This is a genomic window from Ochrobactrum sp. SFR4 (assembly GCF_019730395.1).
In the GTDB taxonomy this organism is placed as follows: Bacteria; Pseudomonadota; Alphaproteobacteria; order Rhizobiales; family Rhizobiaceae; genus Pseudochrobactrum.
Window position 1 is genome coordinate 1 of the sequence record NZ_JAAPBB010000708.1, and the last position, 278, is coordinate 278.

Here is a 278-nt window from a genome sequence, read left to right on the forward strand (position 1 = left end):
CAGTTACCGATAATCCGCCGGTCATTTTTTATGCAATCATTAAGCAGAAACCGGTTTCCCGGGCAGTCTGTGCAGGAGTTATGCTCCGGCAATTATCACAAGATCTGCTTTGTTCCCGTAAAACAGATCTTGTAATTTCAAGACGCATTCCCGAATTTAAAATACGGATCGGGAATGCTGTTATTATTGAGTTAAAATCCTGATTTATTTGGATTTATAGGAAAATGGTGACGTTTGCTCATAGAGCCAGCTATATTGGCGAACCATCTTCTTAACCT

1 protein-coding gene is annotated in these 278 nt (G+C 40.3%); it reads left to right on the forward strand.

What is annotated here, in order from left to right:
* A partial coding sequence (locus HBA93_RS20895) for a hypothetical protein (protein WP_221724550.1) occupies positions 1–203 on the forward strand: 203 nt, incomplete at its 5' end.
* Between the last annotated feature and the right edge of the window lie 75 nt (positions 204–278).